Here is a 16237-nt window from a genome sequence, read left to right on the forward strand (position 1 = left end):
GGAGCGTTCCCGCTAAAGCGCGATGAACCATAAAAAAGCCCCGCCGAAGCGGGGCCTGTAGTAATGCTAACAACCAACTGGAGAAAACAGCGCAAGGCTTACTTTTCGACGAAGGCGCGCTCGATCACGTACTCGTGCATCTTGCCGCCCCGGGATTCCCGGAAGCCCCAGCCGTCGAGAATGTCGGTGAGGTCCTTGAGCATGGCCGGGCTGCCGCACAGCATGAAGCGGTCCTCGTCCAGGTTCGGCTTCGGCAGGTCCAGGTCCTCGTAGATCTTGCCGGACGTCATCAGATCGGTGAGCCGGCCCTTGTTGCGGTAGGGCTCACGGGTCACCGTGGGGTAATAGAGCAACTGATCGCGGATGATCTCGCCGAAGAACTCGTTGTTCGGCAGCTCCTGCTCGATGATGTCCTTGTAGGCCAGCTCCGAGGTGTAGCGCACCCCGTGGGTGAGAATCACCTGATCGAATTTCTCGTAGATCTCCGGATCCTTGATGATGCTCATGAACGGCGCCAGGCCGGTGCCGGTGGACAGCAGCCACAGGCGCTTGCCGGGCAGCAGATGGTCCGCCACCAGGGTGCCGGTGGGCTTGCGGCTCACGTAGATCTTGTCGCCGGGCTGAATCTTCTGCAGCTGCGAGGTGAGCGGGCCGTCCGGCACCTTGATGCTGAAGAACTCCAGCTCTTCCTCGTAGTTGGCGCTGGCGATGGAATAGGCGCGCAGCAGCGGGCGACCGCCGTCCTGTTCCAGGCCGATCATGGTGAAGTGGCCGTTCTTGAACCGGAAACCCGGGTCCCGGCTGGTGGTGAAGCTGAACAGCGTGTCGTTCCAATGGTGCACGCTGGTGACGGTTTCAGTATTCAAATTTGACATAAGCTAATACGCTTTTATTCCGAAATCTCCAGTTGGTGAGAATGTAACCACTTCATGGATATCGGTAAAATGGGTAATTCCGATATTTCATATTGACAGAGCCGATATCTAAATGTCAATGGTTCTCATTTATATACCGGATGATCGCCATGCGCTATACCCTTCGGCAACTGGAAGTCTTCCTCGCCACCGCCCACTTTGAAAACGTGAGCCGGGCGGCGGCCCAATTGAACATGTCCCAATCCGCCGCGTCCGGGGCCCTTAAGGAGCTGGAATCCCAGTTCGAGGTGAAACTCTTCGAGCGCGCCGGCAAGCGACTCCGCCTGAACGAACTGGGCCGCCAGCTGTGGCCCCGGGCGGAGGCCCTGATCGGCCAGGCCCGGGATCTGGAGGCCGGCCTGCTGGCCCACCAGGAACTGGGGCAACTCAAGGTGGGGGCCACTTTGACCATCGGCAACTACCTGGCGGTGAGCATCATGGCTCGCTACATGGCGGAACAGCCCGGCGCCCGGGTGCAACTGGAGGTGGCCAACACCAGCACCATTGTCGACCGGGTGCTGGGTTTCGATCTTGATCTGGGTCTGATCGAAGGCGAAATCAATCACCGGGATCTGGAATTGTTGCCCTGGCGCGGCGATGACCTGGTGGTGTTCTGCGCCCCGGAGCACCCCCTGGCCTCCCGGGAGCGTCTCGATGACCATGACCTGAAGGCGGCCACCTGGATCGTGCGCGAGCCCGGCTCCGGTACCCGCCAGACCTTCGAGCGCGGCATGCACGGCATCCTGCCCGACCTCAACCTGCTGCTGGAGCTGGAGCACACCGAGGCGATCAAGCGGGCGGTGGAAACCGGGCTGGGCATCAGCTGCCTGTCGCGGGTGTCGTTGCGCGAGGCATTCCGGCGCGGCTCGCTGGTGCCACTGGCGGTGCCGCACCGGGACTTCAACCGCGAGTTCTACTTCGTGCTGCACCGGGAGAAATACCGCAGTCCCGGCGTGGAGCGCTGGCTGGAGCTGTGCCGGATGTCGACCACGTCCGGCTAGCGCTCAGTCCGGGCGGTAGCGCGGCCGGATCACGCCGTCCAGCTCGTTCCAGGGCAGGGTGAATTGCGGCTGGCCCATGGAATAGGGCGCGATGCTGTAGACGTCGTAATGCAGGACCACGCCTTTGCGGGTGAGGCGGAACGAATCGGTTTGCTGGAACGGCCAGTCGTCCTGGAAGGTGTTGTCGTCGGCGGGCGCTTCCCGGTTCAGCCAGCGGTCGTGGGCCGCGCGGGCGGCGTCCCAGAACGCCTGCTCATGGCCGGTTTCCACCAGGTTGCCCAGGGTCACCGGCCGGCCTTCGGCCAGGTCCCAGTTGAGCCACTGGGTGATCGGCATGCCGTGTGCGCCGCCGGTGAACTCATAGCTGTTGATGGCCACGGTGACCAGGTTTTTCCAGCGGCCCACCTGCTGGGTGCCGCCGGACAGCTCCCAGGCCGGGCCCTCGTCGCCGGTGCTGGTGGCGGTGGCCAGGAATTGCTCGGCGGCCGCTTCCAGGCTGTCCGGCGTGGCCGGCTCCTCGCCGGACACCACCAGCTGCGAGGTGAGGCGCTCGCGCACCGCCCGGTTGAGCGCCGGCTGGCCGTCGTAGACCTGCAGGCTCACCTCGAACACCGGGCAGCCGTCGCCGTCGCAGCCCTCCGGGCGGCGTTCCAGGGTCTCGGTGTGGTGGGTGAGCTTGTCCGGCACCGGCGAGGCCAGGTCCGCGCCGGCATCGTCGCCGCTGCTGGCGGTCTGTTCGGAGGCGTCCGGGCCGCTGTCGGCCTGTTCGGCCGGGGCGGACGTTTCCGCTTCGCCGGAGGCGGCGTCGTTGCTGTTGTCGCAGGCGGCCAGTGACAGCGTCAGGGCCGCCAGGGCGGTGATCACGAAGGGCGATTGCCCGGGCAGGCGCGGCATGGGGTTTCCCGTCGGTTCCATGAAAAAAGCGGCGCGGCTGGAGCCACGCCGTAATGCGGGAGCATGCCCTGATTGCCCGTTGCCGGGCAAGGGGGATCAATCCACCTTCTCGAAGTAGCCCAGGATGCGCAGCGCCGCCACCTTGCCGCCGCGAATGTCCAGGTCGTCACCGGCCAGGGCCGCCACCGCGCCGCGCTTGCCGGCGGCGATCGCCTTCCATACCGGTTCCCGGGTTTCCAGCACCGCCACGGTGTCCGGGTCCAGCCCGTCGTGGACCACCGCCACGCCACGGCGGATCTCCAGGGTGAAGGCGCGGCCGGAATCGGCGAACTCGAAGCCCAGCTTCTCGTGCACGTCCAGGGTCTCCTCGGCCTTCAGGAAGGCGGTCATGAGCCCAACCCCTTGTTTTTCAGTGTTTTGCACCCATGTAGGAAGGGCAAAGTCATAATAGAGGAGTCTTAGTGTCACACTCTCGGAGAGAACCGATGCGACCTTCCTATCTTCTGGCCGCCGCTCTGATGCTGGCCACCACCGCCAACAGCTGGGCTCAGGACGCCACCGACGGCGTGCCCAATATCAAGCAGCCCGACCAGGAGAATATCCAGGCGCAAATGCGGGATACCTGGGAAACCATCAAGCAATTTTCCGCCGATCAGAAGGATCAGGCCCTGGCCGCCCTGCGGCACGCCATGGACGCCCTGGACGAGGACATCGACCAGGCCAGCGAGCGGATTGATGAAAACTGGCAGGACATGTCCCAGGACGCCCGCCTGAAGAAGCAGGACGCGCTCAGCGAACTCAAGGAACAGCGCGAAGCGCTGCAGACCCGCTACCAGCAGCTGGAAGCCTCGTCCGAGGACAACTGGGAAGCGGCCAAGGCCCGTTTCGGCGGCGCCTGGGAATCCACCAAGGACGCCTGGTCCAAGCTGACCGCCCCGGATCCGCGACAAGACCGGAACTGAACCCTACCCCGCCCTAGACGTCCGCGAAGTGCTCGCCACCCCGCAGCCAGCGGCGCAGCAGGCGATCCACCCGCTGCGGATAACGGGCCAGTAGCGCCGCCGCCACGTCCCGCGCCGGCGCCATCAAGGCTTCGTCACGCACCAGATCCGCGATCCGGAACGCCAGGTCGCCGGTCTGGCGCGTACCCAGCCATTCCCCGGGGCCGCGCAATTTCAGGTCCTCCTCGGCAATCACGAAGCCGTCGCTGGTGTCGCGCATCACCGCCAGGCGTTTCTTGGCGGTTTGCGACAGCGGCGTGTCGTAGAGCAGCAGGCAGTAGCTCTGGTCGCCGCCCCGGCCCACCCGGCCGCGCAGCTGATGCAGCTGGGCCAGGCCCAGCCGTTCCGCGTTTTCCATCACCATCAGGGTGGCGTTGGGCACGTCCACGCCCACCTCGATGACGGTGGTGGCCACCAGCAACTGCGCCTCGCCGCTGGCGAAGCGCGCCATCCGTGCCTGTTTTTCCTTCGCCTTCATGCGGCCGTGGACCAGCTCCACGGTGAGGTCCGGCAGCGCCTCGCGCAGGTCCTCGAAGGTGGCCTCGGCGGCCCGTGCCTGCAGTTCGTCGGATTCCTCGATCAGGGTGCACACCCAGTAGGCCTGGGTGCCGTCCCGGCAGGCGGCGCGAATACGCTCCACCACGGCGTCGCGGCGGCCGGCGGGCAGCGCCAGGGTCTGGATCGGCTTGCGCCCCGGCGGCATTTCGTCGATCACCGAGGTGTCCAGGTCGCCGTAGACGCTCATCGCCAGGGTGCGCGGAATCGGCGTGGCGGTGAGGGTGAGCTGGTGGGGCACCTGATTGTCGAAGCGGCCCTTCTCGCGCAGGGCCAGCCGCTGCTGCACGCCGAAGCGGTGCTGCTCGTCGATGATGATCAACCCCAGCCGTTGGAACGCCACCGCGTCCTGGAACAGGGCATGGGTGCCCACCACCAGGGCGGCGCTGCCGCCGGCCAGGGCGGCCAGGGTCTCCCGGCGGGCCTTGGCGCCCACGCTGCCGGCCAGCCAGTGGACGTCGATGCCCAGGGGCGCCAGCCAGTGGCGGAAGTTGTTCAGATGCTGTTCGGCGAGCAGTTCGGTGGGCGCCATCAAGGCCACCTGGTAGCCGCTTTCCATGGCCACCAGGGCGGCGGCGGCGGCCACCAGGGTTTTGCCGGACCCCACGTCGCCCTGGATCAGGCGCAGCATGGGGTGGTCACGGCACAGGTCCGCGCGGATCTCGCCGATCACCCGTTGCTGGGCGCCGGTGAGCCGGAACGGCAGGCTCTCCAGCAGCCGGGCGGTGAGCCGCTCGCCCTCCAGGCGCGGGGCGGACAGCGCCTTCTGTCCGGCGCGCTTGGCCAGCATGCCCAGTTGATGGGCCACCATCTCTTCCATCACCAGCCGTTTCACCGCCGGGTGGTTGCCGTCCAGCAGCAGATCCACCGGGTCGTCCGGTTGCGGGTGATGCAGCTTGGTGAGCGCTTCGGCCAGGCGCGGCAAGCCGCTCTGGTCGAGCAGCTCCCGGGGGATCAATTCCTCCGGCTCGTGGCCGCGCAGCCACTGCAGCGCCTGGCCGGCCAGGTTGCGCAGCAGCTTCTGGCTGACGCCGTCGGTGGTCGGATAGACCGGCGTCAGGGCCTTTTCCAGGGGCGGCAGATCCGGGCCGGTCTGATACTCGGGGTGGTAGAACTCCAGGCCGGCGGCGCCGGGGCGCGGCTCGCCGTAGACGCGGATCGCGCGGCCTTTTTCCAGGTAATTCTTCTGGGCGGCGCTGAAATGGTAGAAACGCAGCACCACCATGCCGGTGCCGTCCGCCACCTTGCACAACAACGAGCGGCGCTTGCCGAACACCACGTCGGCGGCCAGCACCTCGCCCTCGATCACCACGCCCTGCTCCGGGCGCAGGGCGCCGATGGGCGTGATGCGGGTGCGGTCCTCGTAGCGGAACGGCAGGTGGAAGAGCACGTCTTCCAGGGTGTGAAGGCCCAGCTTGGCCAGGCGCTCCGCCGCCCTCGGGCCCACCCCCTTGAAGCGGGTGATGGCGACGCGGTCCGGGGCGGCGGCGGGCTCGCTCATGCGGCGCCGGTCAGGCCGCCAGCCCCTCGCGGGGCACGGCGTGGCGCAGCACCTCGATGGCCTTGGGCCGGGGGAAGCTGTCCCGCCATACCAGGGCGATGGTGCGCGAAGGCACCGGCGGCGCGAACGGCCGCACCGCGAAGGTGGCCTTGTCGTAGCCGTGCTGGTGGAGCGCCGAGTTGGGCAGCACCGTGATGCCCAGGCCGGACGCCACCATGTGACGCAGGGTTTCCAGGGAGCCGCCCTCGATCTGCACCAGGTTGCGCTGGCGCTCGGAATCGATGGCCGGGCACAACTCCAGGACCTGGTCGCGGAAGCAGTGCCCTTCGCCCAGCAACAGCAGGGTTTCCTCCAGCAGTTGCTCCGGGCGGATCTGCTGTTGCTTGGTCCAGGGATGGTCGCCGGGCAGCAGCACCGAGAAGGATTCCTCGTACATCTTGGCGCGCACCAGGCCACCGCCGGAGAACGGCAGCGCCACGATAATGGCGTCCAGCTCGCCGCGGTCCAGTTTGCCGCGCAGCACGTGGGTGTAGTTCTCCTCGATGAACAGCGGCATTTCCGGGGCTTCCGCCCGCACCCGCGGCACCATGGTGGGGAACAGGTAAGGCGCCACCGTGAAGATGGCGCCCACGCGCAGGGGTGAGCCGAGCTGGTCGCGCTGGCTCATGGCCATCTGCTCCAGCAGGTCCGCCTGTTCCAGCACCCGCTGGGCCTGGGCGACGATGGGTTCCGCCTGGGGCGTGACCACCACCTCCCGGGGGCGCCGTTCGAACAGCGGCATGCCGAGCTGCTCTTCCAGCTTTTTGATCGCCGCGCTGAGGGTGGGCTGGCTGACGTTGCACACCTGCGCCGCGTGGCCGAAGTGACGCTCACGGGCGAGAGCGACCAGATAGCGAAGTTCTGTTAGGGTCATAAGCGCAACAAGTATTTTCGATGAACCCCCATTCTGCCGGACTGACTCCCAATGAGCCATATTCTGATCGCCGGACTCGGTGACCTGGGCACCGGCCTGGCCGAACGGCTGCTCGCCGACGGCCACCGGGTGAGCGGTATCCGCCGTGGCCACGACGCCCCCGCCGGCGTCGATCTGTACAGCCAGGACCTGCTCGACGGCGCCCATCTGCTGCCGCCGGACCAGGTGGACCTGGCGGTGGTGATCATGACGCCTTCGGAATACAACGAGGAAGGCTATCTCAAGGCCTATGTGCGCGCGCCGCTCAACCTGCTCGACGCCCTGGCCGCCCGCCAGCCCCTGCCGCCGGTGCTGTTCGTGTCCAGCACGGCGGTGTTCGGCGACCAGGACGGCGACCTGGATGAGACCACGCCGCCCCGCCCGAGCCGCTATAACGGCAAGGTGGTGCTGGCGGCGGAGCAGGAGATCAGCGCCCGAACCCTGGCCACGGTGGTGCGCTTCTCCGGCATCTACGGCCCGGGCCGCCGACGCCTGCTGAGCAAGGTGGAAAAGCTGATGCGCGGCGAGGAGGCCCTGCCCGCGCCGGCGTGGAGCAACCGCATCCACCGGGACGACTGCGTCGGCCTGCTGCACACCCTGGCCGGCCAGTGGCTGGCCGGCGAAACGGTGCCGCCGCTGGTGGTGGGCACCGACAACCATCCGGCCCGCAACCTGGACGTCTATCAATGGCTGGCGGAACGCCTGGGCGGCACCCTGGCGGTGCCGGACACGGAAGCCACCGGCAAGCGCCTGCGCAGCGGCTTCATCGCCGCAGGGGGCTACCGGCTGCGCTATCCGGATTACCGCGCCGGGTACCAGACCGTGCTGGAGGCGCGCTGACCGCGCGAGTCCTGGGCCTGGCCCGCCCTCTGCGGTATCTTTAGCGCCCCCGGCCGGACTTGTGCCCGGTCACGGAATCAGTAGAGTGTGCGCCTTCGAGGCGCCGAGGCGGCGCGACCGCCCAAGGGGAGTGAAACATGACGATACCGGTAGCCGTGGTGATGGGGTCCCAATCCGACTGGGACACCATGAAGGAAGCGTGCGACGCGCTCAGCCAGTTCGGCGTGGGCTGGAAGGCGGAAGTCGTGTCCGCCCATCGCACGCCCAAGCGCCTGGTGGAATTCGCCGAGACCGCCGTGGACGAGGGCTACAAGGTGATCATCGCCGGCGCCGGCGGCGCCGCCCACCTGCCCGGCATGATCGCTTCCATGACGCCGCTGCCGGTGCTCGGCGTGCCGGTGAAGAGCCGCGCCCTGTCCGGCCTGGACAGCCTGCTCTCCATTGTGCAGATGCCCAAGGGCGTGGCCGTGGGCACCCTGGCCATCGGCACCTCCGGGGCCTGGAACGCTGGCCTGCTGGCGGCGCAGATGCTGGGCACCCAGGACGATGCCCTGCTCAAGCGCATCGCCGACTGGAAAGCGTCCCGGGCCGACGAGGTGCTGGCGGACGCGTCCCTCGGCCAGGAACCCTCCCAATGAACCGGGTGTTGGTACTCGGCGGCGGCCAGCTCGGCCTGATGATGGCCGAGGCCGCGGCCCGGCTTGGCCTGGTGGTGGATCGCTACGATCCGGAACGGGCGGTGCTGCTCCCCGGCACCTCCGATCTGGCGGTGCCGATTACCTGGGAAGAGTGCCTGGAGCGTTATCCGGTGATCACCGTGGAACGGGAAGCCTTCCCGGATACCGGCCTGTCCGCGCGGCTGGCGGCCAGCGACCGGTGCGTGGCGCGCGGTGCCCTGGCCACCATCCCCGACCGCTTCGATCAGAAGTCCATGCTCGACCGCCTGGGCATTCCCACCGCGCCCTGGCGGCTGCTGGACCGGGTCGAGGACCTGGCGGCGGCGGTCGGGGAATTCGGCGGCGTGGTGGTCAAGGCGCGCAGCGGCGGCTATGACGGCCGCGGCACCTGGATCATCGGTGAAGGCGGTGATACCGGCGCGGTGCCCGCCGAGGAACTGGCCGGCCGCGCCATCGTCGAGAAGAAAATCCCGTTCCGCCGCGAGCTGTCCATCGTCGGCGCCCGCAACCCGGCCGGCGAGACTCTGTTCTACCCGCTCACGCGGAACTGGCACGTGGACGGCATCCTGCGCCTGAGTCTGGCGCCGGCGGTGGCCAGCGCCGCCCTCCAGCCCCAGGCCGAGGACATCCTGCGGCGCATCATGGAGGAGCTGGACTACGCCGGCGTCATGGCGGTGGAATTCTTCGAGCAGGACGGCGAGCTGCTGGTCAACGAGATCGCGCCCCGGGTGCACAACTCCGGCCACTGGACCCACGAAGGCGCCGACTGGTCCCAGTTCGACCTGCACGTCCATGCCCTGGCCGGCGTGCCCCTGCATTCGCTGAACGTGCACGGGCCCACCGCCATGGTGAACCTGATCGGCACGCCCTTCGATCAGGCCTGGCTGCAGCACCCCGGCGTGGTGCACTGGTACGGCAAGTCGGTGCGTCCGGGCCGCAAGGTGGGCCATGCGAACCTCACCGCCGACAGCCTGGATGGCCTGCGCAAAGGCCTGAAGGCCTGGGCGGATGTGCTGCCGGAAGGGTTCGAGAAGGTGCTGGACTCGGAGTTGTCGCTGGGCTGATCGCGATCACCCCCAGCGCCCAAAAACAACGCCCCGCATCGCGGGGCGTTGTCGTTTCAGGGCGGGCCAGCCGCCGGTCAGGGAACGCAGGCGGCCATGGCCGACGGCCGGGTGGCCTGGACCGCGGCCTCGTCATCGCCGCTGGCGTTGGTGGAAAAGGCGCAGCCGAAGGTGTCGGCGGCCACGGTGGACGGGGTCAGGAAGTCGTCGCCGGCCGGTTTGTTCTGGTTCTGCTCCCAGTCGATCATGTCGGCGAAGGCGGTTTCCTGCTCCGCCAGGGTGTAGTCGCAATGCCCCGGTGAACGGATCGCCCGCTGCACCAGCCAGCCGCCGTTGCCGTTGTCCTCGGCCCGTTCGCGGTAGAGCTGGCCGTGGCGGAACGGCACGTACAGGTCGCCCAGCCCCTGCAGGCTCACCACCGGAATGGTGAACTCGCCGTTGATGACCGGAATCCAGCGCAGGCCGTCGTCGCGCCGGGGGTTGGCGGACGGGTCGCCTTCCACGCGCAGGATGGTGTCGTTGAACGCCTGTTCCTCGGCGGTGAGCGGCGGGAAGTTGTCGAACTGGTAGGTGACGCCGGCGTTGCCGGTGAGGTTGCCGGCGAGGATGCCGTTGACGTCGCCGCCGCGACCGCCGGTGCCCATCACCACGCCCCAGTAATAGGTGCGGAAGCCGGTGTCCGCCAGTGGCCGCTGGCCGCCGGACAGATTGCGCACCAGGGCCTGCATTTTCTCGCCGGCCTCGCTGGGCACGCCGAGAGTGGTGAGGGTGGGCGGGGTCTCCCAGACCACGGCGTTGATGGCGTCGAGGTCGAAGTTGCTGGCCGGGATCCCGTTGAGCGGCGGCGCGTCCGGGTTCTCGAAGTGCGCCAGGTGCTGGGCGGCCATGGTGACCCGGGCCAGGTACTGGAACTCGAAGGTGTCGGCGACCACGCCGCACATCGGCACCGCGCCGTCGTATTCCACGTGATTGTTGGCGGTGGCGTAGGTTTCCTGCTCGATGGCCGCCGCGGTCACGTGGCCGCCCATGGAGTGGCCGGTGATGTAGATCTTGGTGGGCGTCGCCAGAGTGCGGCCCTCGGCCTCGGCGATGTCGTTGAACGCCAGGGCCAGCTCGTTGGTGTCCTCCACGCCGGCGCGCACGTCGTAGTAGTTGGTGGAATAGCTGGAGGCCGCCCAGGCGTAGCCGTTGTCCAGCAGCCACTGGCGGATGCTCGGGTTGGAGACGGTCAGTGTTTGACCCTCGCCCCGGTAGCCGTGGGCGTACATCACCAGCATGCCGTTCCAGTTCACCGGCACTTCGATTCGATAGCCGGCGCCGCTGGGGCGCACGCCCCACCAGCGGTCCGCGTTGTCGTGGCCGCTGATGTCGGTTTCGTCGAAGGGCAGGCTGGCTTCGTTGATGCTGAACGAGCGGCTGTCCTGGGCGCGCTGTGGCTCCGGGTTGCCGCCGGTGTCGCTGTCGCTATCGCTGTCACCGCCGCAGGCGGTCAGCAGGCCGGCGGCGAACAGGCCACACAGCAGGGTCTTGGTGGCTTTTCCAGAATCGAAATTCACGGTCGCTTCTCCCTTTGTTCTTGATGTTATTGGTGTTTTTGTATTGTTGTTTCGCTATGCGGAATAGAATTTCCGAAACAGCGTGGCTCCAATATCGGACCGGGGAGAAGAGACTGTCAATAAAAAAGCCCCGCGTGAGGCGGGGCGTCCCGGATAGTGGGAAAACGTGGAGAGGGCGTGGCGTCAGAAATCCACGCGCTGCATCACCAGGTCAGTGATCTGCACGGTGCCCGCCGGGGTTTCGTCGAAGGCCAGTTCCACCGCGTTCAGGTTGGTGAAATCGACGCCCTTGAAGGCGGTGAGCGGAATGTCCACGGCGTTGAGGGTGGTCTTCTGGGAACCGTGGTTGCTGTCGTAGAAGGCCCGGCCCGGGGGGTAGAACAGCCCGTCGCTGTAATCACTGGCCAGGGCTTCCACCCGGTTGCCGTCGCGGTCTTCCAGGATCACGTGGAAATCCTGGCCGCTCTCGTTGTCGGCATCGCCGTGGGACACGCCCACCCGCACGGACAGCACCTGGTAGTCGGTGGCGTTCAGGCCCAGCAGCTCGGAGCGGTAGGTGGCGCTGGTGTCCCAGGCCATGAACAGCTGCTCGGCGATGTTGAAGGTGGGCGTGGCCACGTCGCAGCCCTCGCCGGGCCGGCCGTTGGTTTGGCAGATGCCGTAGGAGGAGAAGCCGTCGAACCACACCGAGCCGCCCAGGTTGTTGGTGGTCAGGCTGGCCGGGTCCAGGGTGTCATCGATCACCAGCCGGTCCGCCGCCGGGGCGTGGACGCTGAGCAGGTAACGGTCGTCGCAGGGGCCCTGGCCGTCCGGGCAGATGCCGCCGGGCACCGGAGTCTGGCCGTTCCAGTAGGCGGCGAAATCCGACTCATGGCCGATGAAATAGCGGAAGAAGGAAGCGATGAAGAACAACCCCTGGGCCTGCTGCAGCTCCGGGGTGTCGCGGCCGTTGCCGGCGGCGTTCTCGCCGCACCAGGGATCGTCGCCGTCGCTGTCCAGGATGGTCCAGTCGTCCGGCCGGCTGTCCGTGGTCCACACCGTGTTGTAGTAGTTGTGGTTGGCGCCCATGGGGATCAGCTGGAATTTGGGGTAGGGGTCGTTATCCACGGCATAGCGGCTGGTGTCGTAGGCGAAGTTGCCCATCAGGTCTTCCACGTCGCCGTCGCAGTAACCGGCCAGGGCGACGAAATTCACCTGGCTCACGGTCTGGGTGTTGTAGTCCGTGGGCGCCAGGGAGAACACCGCGGTGATGTTGTGCGGCTCCGGCTGGGCGCGGTTGTAGAGCACCGTCTGGTTGACGCCCTCGCCGCCCCGGGAGTGCCCCATGATGCCGATCTCGCTCATGTCCAGCTTGCCCATCAGGGCGTCCAGGCCGAGGCCGCCGGCGGCGTTGATGTCGCGGAATTCATCCAGGTGGCGCACCACCAGCATGGCGCGGGCCAGGCCGCCGGTGTCGCCGTTGGACGGGCCGCTGTCGTTGTCGTTGATGTCGTTGGCGTCCACGGAGATCACCGCGTAGCCGTGGCTGGCCAGGTTCTCGGAGATGTACTCATAGCCCCGGAAGCTGGGGATCGGGTTGGCGCAGTCATCGTCATCGATGCCCCAGCCGTCGTAGCAGGTGCCGTGGCGGCCGTGCAGGAACAGCACCACCGGGAAGGGGCCGTCGGCGTCCTGGGGGTACTGGATGTAGCCGTGGATGTCGGTGTCGTAGCTGTCGCCGTTCTTGTTGTCGTACACGGTCATGCGGCCGAAGTCGTATTCCTCCTCGGCCACGGCGTAGTCGCCCATGGTGGCCGCGTCGGCGGCGGTGGTGTTGGTGACCGGGTCCGGTTGCGTCCGTGGCGCCGGTGCTTCGCTGAAATCATCGTTGCTGTCGGAGTCACCGCCACAGGCACTCAACACCAGGGCGGCGGATAAAACAAAGGTGCTCATTCCCTTACGTCGAAGGGAGGACATTGCGATTGTCATGCTTTGTTCCCCGTCAATGAGTTGGCAAAAGCCCAAAATCTGGACGGGGGTCTACAAGGCAATTTGGGTGCCACCCGGGACAAAAAGGCGAACAGATGTTTACAGGGAAAAAGGCAAAGCCCTTGATTTATTAAGGAAATAGCCCGGGCTCACCTACCCGTTGGTAGGTCCGGAGTGAGACCGCTGCCCGGCGGCCCGGGTTGGTACGGTGGTCCAAAGCTGTGCGGTGAATAATAAAAAGGGGCATCACAATGATGCCCCCTGGTGCGGAACGAAGTGACATTGTCACTTCCGGATGCCGTCAGGCGATGTCCATGATGGCGTCCATTTCCACGCCGGCGCCCTTGGGCAGGGCCGCCACGCCGATGGCGGCGCGGGCCGGGTAGGGTTCCTGCAGGTAGCTGGCCATCACCTCGTTGACCAGCGCGAAGTGGCTCAGGTCGGTGAGGAAGATGTTCAGTTTGACGATGTCGGCCAGGCCGCCGCCGGCGGCTTCGCAGACCGCGGTCAGGTTGTCGAACACGCGGCGGATCTGCGCTTCCATGTCACCGTCCACCAGCTCCATGGTGGCCGGATCCAGCGGGATCTGGCCGGACAGGTAGACGGTGGTGCCGGCCTTGATGGCCTGGGAATAGGTGCCGATGGCGGCGGGCGCCCGGTCGGTTTTGATCACGGAATGATTGGACATGATGACGTTTTCCCAATGAATGACGGCGCCGGGCCGGCGGCCTCAGGCGCTGATACGGTGAATCCTCACAACATTGTCCAGCGTACGCAAACGTTTGATGATGCGCGCCAGATGAATGCGGTCCTTGACCGTGAGGGTGACGTTGATGACCGACAGGGTCGGGTCCTTCTCGGCCATGTCGATGGTGTCGATGTTGGAGCCCAGCTCGGACACGCTGTTGGCCAGGGTGGCCAGCACGCCGCGCTTGTTGATCAGCTCGATGCGCAGGGCGGCGGTGAATTCCTGGGCCACGTCCTTGTCCCAGTCCAGCGCGATGCATTTCTCCGGGGCGCCGCGCATTTCCGAGAGCAGGTTCTTGCAGGTGTCGCGGTGCACCACGATGCCCTTGCCGGCGCTCAGATGGCCGATGATGGTGTCTCCGGGCAGCGGATAGCAACACTTGGCGTAGGTGACCATCAGGCCTTCGCTGCCACGGATCGCCAGCGGGCGGCGGTCGCTCTCGCCGCTCTCCGCTTCCTCGGCGTCCTCCCGGGCCCCGGCCAGTTTGCGCGCCACCAGCGGCGCCAGCCGGTTGCCCATGCCGATGTCCTCCAGCAGATCGTCCACGGTGGCGTAATTGTTGTCGGTGAGCTCCGTGGCCAGGGTGGCGTCGGAAAGCCGCGCCAGCTCCATTTCGTAGGCGCCCAGGGCCTTGTCCAGCAGGCGCCGGCCCAGTTCCGCGGCGTCCTCGCGGCGTTGCTGCTTGAGGAAATGGCGGATGTTGGAGCGCGCCTTGCCGGTGACCACGAAATTCAGCCAGCCCGGGTTGGGGCTGGCGTTGGGCGCGGTGATGATCTTCACGGTCTGGCCGGATTCCAACGGCGTGGACAGCGCCGCCAGCTTGCCGTCGATGCGTGCCGCCACGCAGCGGTTGCCCACCTTGGTGTGCACCGCGTAGGCGAAGTCCACCGGGGTGGCGCCGGCGGGCAGCTCCTTGATGTCGCCCTTGGGCGTGAAGACGTAGGCCTCGTCCGGGAACAGGTCCACCTTGACGTTCTCGATGAACTCCATGGAGTTGCCCGCCTTCTGCTGGATCTCCAGCAGGCGCTGCATCCAGGACTGGGCGCGGGTATGGGTGGGCGAGCCGGACTCGTCGTTGGCCTTGTACAGCCAGTGGGCGGCGATGCCGTTGTTGGCCATCGCCTCCATTTCCTCGGTACGGATCTGGATCTCCAGCGGAATGCCGGAGTGGGCCTTCAGGGTGGTGTGCAGCGACTGGTAGCCGTTGGCCTTGGGGATCGCCACGTAGTCCTTGAAGCGCCCGGGAATCGGGATGAAGTGGTTGTGCACCGCGCCCAGTACCCGGTAGCAGGTGTCCACCCGGTCGACGATGATGCGGAAGCCGAACACGTCCATGATCTCCGAGAACGGCTTATGCTGTTCCTTCATCTTCTGGTAGATGCTGTACAGGTGCTTCTCGCGGCCCAGCACCCGCGCCTCGATGCCCTCCTCCTTGAGGCTGTGCTCGATGCTCGCCTTGATCGAGGAAAGAATCTCCTTGCGGTTGCCCCGCGCCGACTGCACCGCCTTGCCGATCAGCCGGGCGCGCATCGGGTGGATGTTGTGGAAGGCCAGATCCTCGTATTCCACCCGCATGTTGTACATGCCCAGGCGGAAGGCGATGGGGGCGTAGATCTCCAGGGTCTCGGTGGCGATGCGGCGGCGCTTCTCCGGCTTCATCACGTGCAGGGTGCGCATGTTGTGCAACCGGTCGGCCAGCTTCACCAGGATCACGCGGATATCCCGGGTCATGGCGAGCATCATCTTGCGCAGGTTCTCCGCCTGCTGCTCCGCCTTGGACTCGAACTTGATCTGGGCGATCTTGGAGACCCCGTCCACCAGCTCGGCCACTTCCTCGCTGAACTCCTCGGCCAGCTGCTCCTTGCTGTAGCCGGTGTCCTCGATCACGTCGTGCAGCATGGCCGCCATCAGCGAGGCGTAGTCCATGTGCATGTCCACCAGGATGTTGGCCACCGCCAGCGGATGGGTGATATAGGGGTCCCCGGTTCGCCGGTACTGGCCCTCGTGGGCGCTCTCGGCGAAATGGTAGGCACGCACCACCTGGGCGATCTGATCGTCCGTCAGGTAGCTGCGCAGCCGTTTTTGCAGGTTACGAATGGAGGGCAAGGGGCCTCGCCGTGCCGCCAGGGCGTTGGAAGTTAACGATGTTTCCTAGCTTAGAATTGGCGTGACAATTTGTCTACGATGAGGCTCGTGAGTGCTTGATAAGGCTGGAATTTCGCATTCGGAGCCGCAACGAAAAAGCCCGCCTCGAAGGGCGGGCTCGCTCGGACGGCGCCAGGGGCGGCGATTATTCGCCGAACGACTGGGTCAGAAGTGCCAGGTCGTCCACCTCGGCGCCCTGATCGGCCATCGGGTTTTCCACCGATTCGGCGGTCACGTGGCCGTCGGCGATCTCGCGCAGCGCCACCACGGTGGGCTTGTCGTTTTCCCAGGCCACCCGCGGCTCCTTGCCGCCGGTCTGCAGCTGGCGCGCGCGCCGGCTGGACACCAGGACCAGCTCGAAACGGTTATCCAGTTTTTCCAGGCAGTCTTCTACGGTTACACGGGCCATGGAGGTTCTCCT

General features: G+C 66.5%; 15 protein-coding genes. 5 read left to right on the forward strand and 10 right to left on the reverse strand.

Annotated features, from left to right (window positions below):
• Positions 1-98: 98 nt before the first annotated feature.
• Positions 99-875 carry a ferredoxin--NADP reductase gene (locus HMJ39_RS16800; RefSeq protein WP_161382620.1) on the reverse strand — a complete coding sequence of 259 codons (777 nt, stop codon included), beginning with the start codon at positions 873-875 and terminating at the stop codon, positions 99-101.
• Between the two features lie 149 nt (positions 876-1024).
• Here HMJ39_RS16800 and HMJ39_RS16805 point away from each other — a divergent pair, with 149 nt between their 5' ends.
• Complete coding sequence (locus HMJ39_RS16805) at positions 1025-1915, forward strand: LysR substrate-binding domain-containing protein (protein WP_194298184.1); 891 nt, start codon at positions 1025-1027, stop codon at positions 1913-1915.
• Positions 1916-1918: 3 nt separating this feature from the next.
• On the opposite strand, the gene HMJ39_RS16810 is transcribed toward HMJ39_RS16805, so the two are convergent.
• Together HMJ39_RS16810 and HMJ39_RS16815 are read right to left on the reverse strand one after the other, a co-directional pair.
• Positions 1919-2809, reverse strand: a complete 891-nt coding sequence (locus HMJ39_RS16810; protein ID WP_194298185.1) for a DUF3298 and DUF4163 domain-containing protein — start codon at positions 2807-2809, stop codon at positions 1919-1921.
• 96 nt (positions 2810-2905) lie between these two features.
• The gene (locus HMJ39_RS16815) at positions 2906-3199 is read right to left on the reverse strand and encodes a hypothetical protein (protein ID WP_194298186.1); all 294 of its coding nucleotides are present in this window, start codon (positions 3197-3199) and stop codon (positions 2906-2908) included.
• A gap of 95 nt (positions 3200-3294) precedes the next feature.
• Between HMJ39_RS16815 and HMJ39_RS16820 the strand changes: the two genes are divergently transcribed.
• Positions 3295-3771, forward strand: coding sequence for a sll1863 family stress response protein (locus tag HMJ39_RS16820; RefSeq protein ID WP_161382615.1), 477 nt, complete (start codon positions 3295-3297; stop codon positions 3769-3771).
• 13 nt (positions 3772-3784) lie between these two features.
• Here HMJ39_RS16820 and recG read toward each other — a convergent pair whose 3' ends face one another.
• Together recG and HMJ39_RS16830 are read right to left on the reverse strand one after the other, a co-directional pair.
• Entirely contained in the window at positions 3785-5866 is a 2082-nt protein-coding gene (gene recG / locus HMJ39_RS16825) for an ATP-dependent DNA helicase RecG (RefSeq protein WP_194298187.1), read from the reverse strand.
• A 10-nt stretch (positions 5867-5876) separates the two neighbouring features.
• Positions 5877-6779, reverse strand: a complete 903-nt coding sequence (locus tag HMJ39_RS16830; protein ID WP_194298188.1) for a hydrogen peroxide-inducible genes activator — start codon at positions 6777-6779, stop codon at positions 5877-5879.
• 51 nt (positions 6780-6830) lie between these two features.
• On the opposite strand from HMJ39_RS16830, the gene HMJ39_RS16835 reads away from it, so the two are divergent.
• The 3 genes from HMJ39_RS16835 to HMJ39_RS16845 all read left to right on the forward strand — a co-directional run bounded on the left by HMJ39_RS16835 (position 6831) and on the right by HMJ39_RS16845 (position 9399).
• Positions 6831-7658, forward strand: coding sequence for an NAD-dependent epimerase/dehydratase family protein (locus HMJ39_RS16835; protein ID WP_194298189.1), 828 nt, complete (start codon positions 6831-6833; stop codon positions 7656-7658).
• A gap of 137 nt (positions 7659-7795) precedes the next feature.
• Positions 7796-8296, forward strand: coding sequence for a 5-(carboxyamino)imidazole ribonucleotide mutase (gene purE / locus HMJ39_RS16840; protein WP_194298190.1), 501 nt, complete (start codon positions 7796-7798; stop codon positions 8294-8296).
• Positions 8293-9399: a 5-(carboxyamino)imidazole ribonucleotide synthase gene (locus HMJ39_RS16845; protein WP_194298191.1), complete on the forward strand. Its 1107-nt coding sequence runs from the start codon at positions 8293-8295 to the stop codon at positions 9397-9399. Before purE ends, HMJ39_RS16845 begins: the two co-directional genes overlap by 4 nt.
• 77 nt (positions 9400-9476) lie before the next feature.
• Here the strand turns inward: HMJ39_RS16845 and HMJ39_RS16850 are convergent, their stop codons facing one another.
• The 5 genes from HMJ39_RS16850 to rpoZ all read right to left on the reverse strand — a co-directional run bounded on the left by HMJ39_RS16850 (position 9477) and on the right by rpoZ (position 16225).
• Positions 9477-10955, reverse strand: a complete 1479-nt coding sequence (locus tag HMJ39_RS16850) for an alpha/beta hydrolase family protein (RefSeq protein ID WP_323370927.1) — start codon at positions 10953-10955, stop codon at positions 9477-9479.
• Between the two features lie 183 nt (positions 10956-11138).
• Positions 11139-12887: an alpha/beta hydrolase gene (locus HMJ39_RS16855; RefSeq protein WP_228462439.1), complete on the reverse strand. Its 1749-nt coding sequence runs from the start codon at positions 12885-12887 to the stop codon at positions 11139-11141.
• A 337-nt stretch (positions 12888-13224) separates the two neighbouring features.
• Positions 13225-13611: a RidA family protein gene (locus HMJ39_RS16860; protein WP_194298193.1), complete on the reverse strand. Its 387-nt coding sequence runs from the start codon at positions 13609-13611 to the stop codon at positions 13225-13227.
• 42 nt (positions 13612-13653) lie between these two features.
• Positions 13654-15777, reverse strand: a complete 2124-nt coding sequence (gene spoT / locus HMJ39_RS16865; protein WP_194298194.1) for a bifunctional GTP diphosphokinase/guanosine-3',5'-bis pyrophosphate 3'-pyrophosphohydrolase — start codon at positions 15775-15777, stop codon at positions 13654-13656.
• A 184-nt stretch (positions 15778-15961) separates the two neighbouring features.
• Complete coding sequence (gene rpoZ / locus HMJ39_RS16870) at positions 15962-16225, reverse strand: DNA-directed RNA polymerase subunit omega (protein ID WP_161382607.1); 264 nt, start codon at positions 16223-16225, stop codon at positions 15962-15964.
• Positions 16226-16237 lie beyond the last annotated feature (12 nt).

The sequence above is a fragment of the Alloalcanivorax profundimaris genome, assembly GCF_015265435.1.
Lineage (GTDB): Bacteria > Pseudomonadota > Gammaproteobacteria > Pseudomonadales > Alcanivoracaceae > Alloalcanivorax > Alloalcanivorax profundimaris.

Excerpts from the sequence above, each read along its gene's own strand:
- HMJ39_RS16800 (WP_161382620.1), bottom strand. The coding sequence starts at position 875 with ATGTCAAATTTGAATACTGAAACCGTCACCAGCGTGCACCATTGGAAC.
- HMJ39_RS16805 (WP_194298184.1), top strand. The coding sequence starts at position 1,025 with ATGCGCTATACCCTTCGGCAACTGGAAGTCTTCCTCGCCACCGCCCAC.
- HMJ39_RS16810 (WP_194298185.1), bottom strand. The coding sequence starts at position 2,809 with ATGCCGCGCCTGCCCGGGCAATCGCCCTTCGTGATCACCGCCCTGGCG.
- HMJ39_RS16815 (WP_194298186.1), bottom strand. The coding sequence starts at position 3,199 with ATGACCGCCTTCCTGAAGGCCGAGGAGACCCTGGACGTGCACGAGAAG.
- HMJ39_RS16820 (WP_161382615.1), top strand. The coding sequence starts at position 3,295 with ATGCGACCTTCCTATCTTCTGGCCGCCGCTCTGATGCTGGCCACCACC.
- recG (WP_194298187.1), bottom strand. The coding sequence starts at position 5,866 with ATGAGCGAGCCCGCCGCCGCCCCGGACCGCGTCGCCATCACCCGCTTC.
- HMJ39_RS16830 (WP_194298188.1), bottom strand. The coding sequence starts at position 6,779 with ATGACCCTAACAGAACTTCGCTATCTGGTCGCTCTCGCCCGTGAGCGT.
- HMJ39_RS16835 (WP_194298189.1), top strand. The coding sequence starts at position 6,831 with ATGAGCCATATTCTGATCGCCGGACTCGGTGACCTGGGCACCGGCCTG.
- purE (WP_194298190.1), top strand. The coding sequence starts at position 7,796 with ATGACGATACCGGTAGCCGTGGTGATGGGGTCCCAATCCGACTGGGAC.
- HMJ39_RS16845 (WP_194298191.1), top strand. The coding sequence starts at position 8,293 with ATGAACCGGGTGTTGGTACTCGGCGGCGGCCAGCTCGGCCTGATGATG.
- HMJ39_RS16855 (WP_228462439.1), bottom strand. The coding sequence starts at position 12,887 with ATGAGCACCTTTGTTTTATCCGCCGCCCTGGTGTTGAGTGCCTGTGGC.
- HMJ39_RS16860 (WP_194298193.1), bottom strand. The coding sequence starts at position 13,611 with ATGTCCAATCATTCCGTGATCAAAACCGACCGGGCGCCCGCCGCCATC.
- rpoZ (WP_161382607.1), bottom strand. The coding sequence starts at position 16,225 with ATGGCCCGTGTAACCGTAGAAGACTGCCTGGAAAAACTGGATAACCGT.